Below are 6000 nucleotides of genomic sequence, written 5' to 3'. Positions count from 1 at the left end.
CCGGCACCGGAAGTTTTCGTGCCAGCCTCATCCGCTTGGCCGGCTGCGCTCACCCGACAAGCTCCGCCGACCAAGCTACCCGTGGAGCAAAGGCCGACTTTGCACTAACCTTGCACTTGGACCACCGTGTGGGGGCCGATCACCCAGACTGAAACCTTTCGCGGCGCCCGCCGTATAACCGCCGCGGGCCGCGTTCTCGCCCGATCGCTGCCCGACCTCAAAGCCCGCCATGTCGGCTGACACAGGCGGGCTTTGTTGCGTCTGGGCTTCGGGTGTGCCCGCGCACGGCAGCCCGGATTGAAGGGCGCTAATGGTAGCGCTTCTTTCAGATCGAGGCCTCAGTCCGCCGGTTTGCCGTGGCGGGTTTCTTTTTGCCGGTGAACAATCGGCCGTGCGCCCGGTTGCACGAACTCGGGTGTCTGCAGTGCTGCTCCACCCGGCCTCAGAGCCCGCCCATGATCATCTTAGTTCATGGCGGGCTTTGTTGTGCTTGGACACTGCCGTTCGCGAATATCACAGCCGCCCGCGTAGGCTTTATTCACGTCATACGTTGGGGTGCAGCAGCCCAAAAGCTGCAATTAATCGAGAGGTAGCGACCCCATCGCTGCATGCCATGCCAGCAGCTTCCACCTCGATCCTGCCGGTATGGTCCCCAGGAACTTGGCCCGCCCGGCATGCCGCGGCGGCCTTTTCTTCGGCGGCTATACCGGTCGCACATACGCTATTTAGAGGACGGCGCAGCGCGGTTTTCGCGTACCGCTCTCACGAGGTAAGTTCGTTCGGCAACGGCTGAGCTTGAATCGACGTCAGCTTCAGCACGTCAGCGCGGCTCGACAATAACCCGCATTGACACGTTCAAGCCCGCTTACGACTGATTGCGATGTGGGGATGAGCCCGCTTTCGTGTCGGGGGCCGCGAGTGCCGACCTACAACCTGCGATTTGTCTTCCGAGGGTTCAGTGTCTCGGGAAAGAAGTCATTGCATCTCACGAGCTTCGAAGCCGAGACGGCGAATGCAGCTATTGAAGAAGCAAGGCGGCGGCTTGTTGCGACTGCCGAATACCCGCTGAGTTCGGCAACCCTTACGACCTCAGAAGGCAACATGCTCTGGGCCATGCGAGGTCCGGCTGACGCCGATGGATAAGCGCAAGTAGTTGGCACGCTGGCTCTTCGGCTTCGCCTTCACGGGAGCAGATTTGTTGGGCCATGCTGCCGGCTATCCATCCTCGACTAAAACACACCGACCTTCCGCACTGAGCTTTTTTGAAATGCTAAGCCCGACCAGCACCCGCTCAGCCGAGCTTTTTTGTGCGGTTCTTCGCCCCCGCCGTGCGGAGCGCTGCTGATGTTCGTCGGCAGTTTCGGACGCTATGTCCAAACGATGCGCACTGCGAGCACTGGTTGCAGCGAGTGAATTCTCTGTCGATCGGCATCTTGTTGGCCGCAGCAGCTGGCGTGACTGTCGTTTGGGCTGCGGCCATCATGTGGACCGCTGTCTACATTTTGCAGGGATTTTTCTAGCTTAAGGGACGCGAGGGGGCTCAGCGGCATGGTCGCGTTTTGCAACAACCATACCCAGGAATCTCAGAGCCGTTCCTACATTGAAAGCCATCGCTGGCCGGCAAGAACGGGCGTCGGCGACTGAGGGCATGCTTCGCCGTCGCCTATGGAATGGCGAGCGATGAGTGCCCCGGTTCACTTCCACATCTATGTCGGGTTCACCGCGCGTGATCCCAACGGCACCGAGTTGCCCGACTACGCTGCCGCGCGTCGGACGGCTCTGCGTATGGCGGGCGAGCTAATTGTCGAGGAATGCCGAGAGGTAAAGCTCGGCGAAGAATGGCGCCTGGAAGTCACGGATGAGGCCGACCTCGTCCTGTTCCGGATCGACTTCAACATCACAGAATCGGCGGCGGTCCTCAGGGCAAATTGTCGGAATCGCCGCCATGAGGAGCTTGGCTATTTCGGCAAATGGTTCTCGGCCCTGCTGATTTCATGCGGACTTCTCGCTTGGTCTTGCATCGGCCCGGTGCCCATGAAAAGCGAGCCAATGACGAGCACACCGAGAAAGATGAACCCAATCAGGACATAGAACGGAGCGGGCATGATCAGGCCGCCGATAGGCGCTTGGTATTGGTGGCGACGTGCTCGCGATATCGCGCGATGATGGTTTCGGGTGACCCGCCTTGCATCATCGTACTGAACGCTTCGAAGCTTGCGTAGACCTTCTCGGTCACCATCGACTGCATCTCGGCGGAGCCTTCACGGCCACCCCATGCGAGGCGCACGAGACGAAGCTCAATGACTTTCTGAGCTTCGAGGGCGAGCATCATCGATGAAAAGAGGGGATTGTACACGGCATTCTCCGCGCCGCAGACTGCGCGGCAGAAGACCAACTCGTCACGGAAGCAGAAAAGCAAATTAAAATCGGTGCCGTATGGTCGCAGCCCCGATTACAATCGTAGATTAAGTCTGGTCGGCCTCCTATTATAGTTGGCACGGTATGTTGGCCATATAATCTTATCGCAATTGTACGATTTCGCACAAAACTATTTAAAGTAGGTGCAGTTCACGTCGAGTTGGCCGTTGATTTGCTTCAAGGTTTTTCGACCATGCCGATATATTTCTTACACCTGCGCAGGGGGAATGAGCTAATCGAAGACTTTGATGGCTCACTTTTGCCGGACCTCGACGCGGCAAAAGCGGAAGCTTTTGCTGCTGCGCGAGAAATGCTCGCTGAGCGGGTCAAGGCAGGCAAGCTTCTGAACGGCGAGACATTCGAGATCACCGACGACACGGGCACGGTTTTGGCAACATTGCCTCTGAGGGATGCCCTCGTACTGGATTGAGCGACGGGTCAGACTCCAGCCGCCAAGCGCTCGTACTCGATTTCGGCCACTTGGTAGGCTTCGCCAGCCAAATCCATCAACTTCTCACGGTCGAGCACGGTGATCCTGCCGCGCTTGTTCCGGATCATCCCAGCGCCCTCAAGGACATGCGAAGCCGTCGTGACGCCGGGGCGTCGAACGCCCAGCATGATCGACAGAAAATCGTGAGTCAGAAGCAGTTCATCGCCTTCGATCCGGTCATGGGCCATCAGGATCCAGCGGGCGAGCCTTGCCTCCAATCCGAATGCGGTATTGGCGTAGATCGTCTGCGCCATCTGCGTGATGAAGAATTGAACGTACAGCCCGAACGGGCGGAATAGCGATGGACGCTCTAATAGCGCCGCTTGCAAATCCGTCCTCCTGATGCGGAGCGCCTCGCCTACTCCCTGAACGATGGACGTGTGCGGGGTACGATCCGCACCGAGGATAACAGCCGTGCTACTGAGCCCTTCGTAGCCAATCAAACCGACCTCGATGCGGTCGTCGTATATCTGCGCGACCGTCGAGATGATCCCGCTCAGGGGAAAATAGGCGTATCGGATCGGCTCATGAGCCGTGATAAGCATCTGCCCTAGAGCCAGCGGCACACGTTCGAGCTTGGGCTGAAGACGCTCGAAGTCCGCTGCCGGGAGGGCGGCGAGCAGACGGTTCTGACCGTACTTCCGTGATGAGGCTCGATCTTCGGTCACGCCTAGCTCCTGGTGAACGAGGCAAAACTATTGAATCAGGACTGAGGCACCGAAGAGGTCATAAGTCGAGTCCAAGCCGCTCCTTCGCGACATGCTTGAGGTACGCCTTTCCCATGTCCTTCAGGAGGTCGAAGGTCCAGCTGCCCATTTTGGACGCGCCCTCGGGTCTGATTGCTATCGCTAAGGCCGTTTTGAGCGATCATTGGTTGACGGGCCGAGCGACGCTTGGGGGGCAGGCGATCGCCCGGTCCGTCGCCGTCCGATCGAGCTGAATCAGACGGTTCACAGTCGTAGCTGTCGCGTGTTTCCAAGATTCGTCTGCGATGCCAGCGGGACTGGAAAGGCCGAAGCGGCGAAGCTCCAGGCGGGCCAAGCGGCCTGTGGGGCAGGAAAACCGCTCGACCCGCCGTCACCCGCGCCGTGTTGAGACGACCGGCGGACGACGCGGCCTCGTAGCGGCTTCGTGTTTCTGGATTTGATCTAACCCCAGCCAGCTGGGTGACGCCGCCGCGCGGTTACGTCTTGGCGGCTGTTGTTGCCGGCCCCAACCAAGCCTGCGCGGCAGCGAAGGTCCGAAAGTCGTTCTCTGATCGCGTGAAGGGCCGCGGGTGGTTCGAGATGGCCTGCCGTTCGGTGAGGCGCGCTCGCCAGACCACCGGACGTAGCCGAGTGCCAGCGGTGCGGGTGAGGTTTCCAACCGTCTCGCCCCGCAAAAGGATTTCGTAGGCGCCAAGCGCAACACCGATCAGTCGATACGTCATCATCGACCAACGTTTGGCGCCCCGAAACGACCAAGCCGCCAGACAATCACCTCGCACTCTCGTCGAGGCGGTATTTGCGCTCAGCCGTCTATTGCCGAGCGCTCAAGCGGGCCGAACGGCGATCTTTCCAGGAGTACCATCCGACCCGCCGCTGCCGACCGGATTAAGGCGGGTCGACGGCGCTACAGCTTACCGTCTCTAGTCCCAAGGATCCTATCGAAATTCGGTAGATTGCTCTTTCGCCTGCGAAACGCGCTGATCCAGATGCAGAAGCGGATTGATGGACTCGAAACCCAAAGGGCAGCACGATAGCGTAGCGGACGATCATGAAAGCGCCCTGCGTCGACGCGCGCAGCGATCTAGATTGATGCCACAAAGCCTGATTTCATAGAGGCGGCGGCGCATGCCGCTCCAACCTCGAAACTGAGCCCGTCCGGCTTGCCTCGGCGGGTTTCTTTTTGCCGGTGAACATTCGGTCGTGCGGCCGGTTCTCCAAGTGCTGGTGCGCCAGCATCCCTCTCCTAGATCGCACCTTGGCCCGCCCAGCGAAAGCTGGTGCGGGCTTTTCTGTGCGGTCAGGCCGACCCACGCTGTGTCTGCGCTCCATTCATCCCAGGCGAGTACTGAGCGACGCGATCGCGGTGATCGATGGCAGTTCCCCCGACCATAACACCGCATCCTCAGCAGCCCCGGCCAGGAACCATCACAGCAAGCGTCCATTACTAAAGCTGGTACGCTGACAGTCATAATGGCTGCGAGCCACTTCCAACGGAAGTGGAGCGACAAGTGCCCCGATACTTTTTCAATCTTTATGATGGCGTTGTGCGGTCCGATCTCGATGGGATCGATCTACCAAACCTTGGCGCCGCGCGCTTAGAAGCTGTTGGGTTCGCGGCACTTGTCTTGAAAGATTACGCGAAGGATATCATTAAGGGCGATGACTAGCATTTGGAGGTCGCAGACGATCGTGGCCTCACCCTGTTCCGCCTCGAAATACAGGCCACTGACGCACCTGTAAGCAAGCCCGACCCGCTTACGAAGCGGTAGGGCGGCTATATCCTTCGCGCACCCCGTTCAAAATGTGTGAATTTGGAACGGACGTGACTGCGGACGCATATACGGTTGTGCGCAATCTGAGTTCGTACCAATGATGCGGTTGAATCTCGCCGCTGCGGCTTTCTGCGCTAGTGGTTTCTTAGGATAGAATGTATGCCGAGGTACTTTTTCGACATTCACGATGGCTTCGAATTTCGCGACGAAGACGGTCGAGAGCTTGTAGATAGCGAAGCCGTCCGAAGAGAAGCCCTCAAGGTGATGGGCGAACTGTCGGCTTCCGAGGGCAAGAACAGTGACGGCTATACTATCGTCGTCAAAGTTAGAGATGAAAATGGTGCAAGCGCGCTTACTCTTCGGTCGGTCTTTCAGATCGAAGATCCGACGAAGTCTCGCTTGAGGATTGCATCGTAGCCAATTCTACTAAAAGCATTTCTAGTAGAACCCGAAGCTGAAATGGGGCGTCCATCCCCACTTCCTGCTGGATTTGGCGCAGGCGTTCGATGACATCGACAAGCGTAGCGCTGTTTAGCGACATTGACGCTCCGGCCGCACGGGCGAGATTAGCAACTGGAACTCTATGATAAGCCTTATGTAACGCCGTATCGGC

The 6000-nt window shown here is 58.6% G+C and carries 6 protein-coding genes; 4 read left to right on the top strand and 2 right to left on the bottom strand.

Annotated features, from left to right (window positions below; genetic code table 11):
- Positions 1-1680 precede the first annotated feature (1680 nt).
- Positions 1681-2091: a DUF6894 family protein gene (locus GGR33_RS13605; RefSeq protein ID WP_183505973.1), complete on the top strand. Its 411-nt coding sequence runs from the start codon at positions 1681-1683 to the stop codon at positions 2089-2091.
- Between the two features lie 16 nt (positions 2092-2107).
- Here the strand turns inward: GGR33_RS13605 and GGR33_RS13600 are convergent, their stop codons facing one another.
- The gene (locus GGR33_RS13600) at positions 2108-2356 is read right to left on the bottom strand and encodes a hypothetical protein (protein ID WP_183505971.1); all 249 of its coding nucleotides are present in this window, start codon (positions 2354-2356) and stop codon (positions 2108-2110) included.
- Between the two features lie 222 nt (positions 2357-2578).
- On the opposite strand from GGR33_RS13600, the gene GGR33_RS13595 reads away from it, so the two are divergent.
- Positions 2579-2848: a DUF6894 family protein gene (locus tag GGR33_RS13595; protein ID WP_246413067.1), complete on the top strand. Its 270-nt coding sequence runs from the start codon at positions 2579-2581 to the stop codon at positions 2846-2848.
- Between the two features lie 8 nt (positions 2849-2856).
- Here the strand turns inward: GGR33_RS13595 and GGR33_RS13590 are convergent, their stop codons facing one another.
- Complete coding sequence (locus GGR33_RS13590) at positions 2857-3576, bottom strand: Crp/Fnr family transcriptional regulator (protein ID WP_284212190.1); 720 nt, start codon at positions 3574-3576, stop codon at positions 2857-2859.
- A 1535-nt stretch (positions 3577-5111) separates the two neighbouring features.
- Between GGR33_RS13590 and GGR33_RS26555 the strand changes: the two genes are divergently transcribed.
- Both GGR33_RS26555 and GGR33_RS13585 read left to right on the top strand, forming a co-directional pair.
- A complete protein-coding gene (locus tag GGR33_RS26555; RefSeq protein WP_425488781.1) occupies positions 5112-5282 on the top strand; it encodes a DUF6894 family protein in 171 nt (56 codons plus the stop codon).
- A gap of 264 nt (positions 5283-5546) precedes the next feature.
- Entirely contained in the window at positions 5547-5804 is a 258-nt protein-coding gene (locus GGR33_RS13585) for a DUF6894 family protein (protein ID WP_183505967.1), read from the top strand.
- Positions 5805-6000: the final 196 nt, after the last annotated feature.

The sequence above is a fragment of the Methylobacterium brachythecii genome, from assembly GCF_014196345.1.
GTDB classification, from domain to species: Bacteria; Pseudomonadota; Alphaproteobacteria; order Rhizobiales; family Beijerinckiaceae; genus Methylobacterium; species Methylobacterium brachythecii.
The sequence above is the reverse complement of the archived record's forward strand: the minus strand, read 5'-3'. Positions and strand labels throughout refer to the sequence as shown.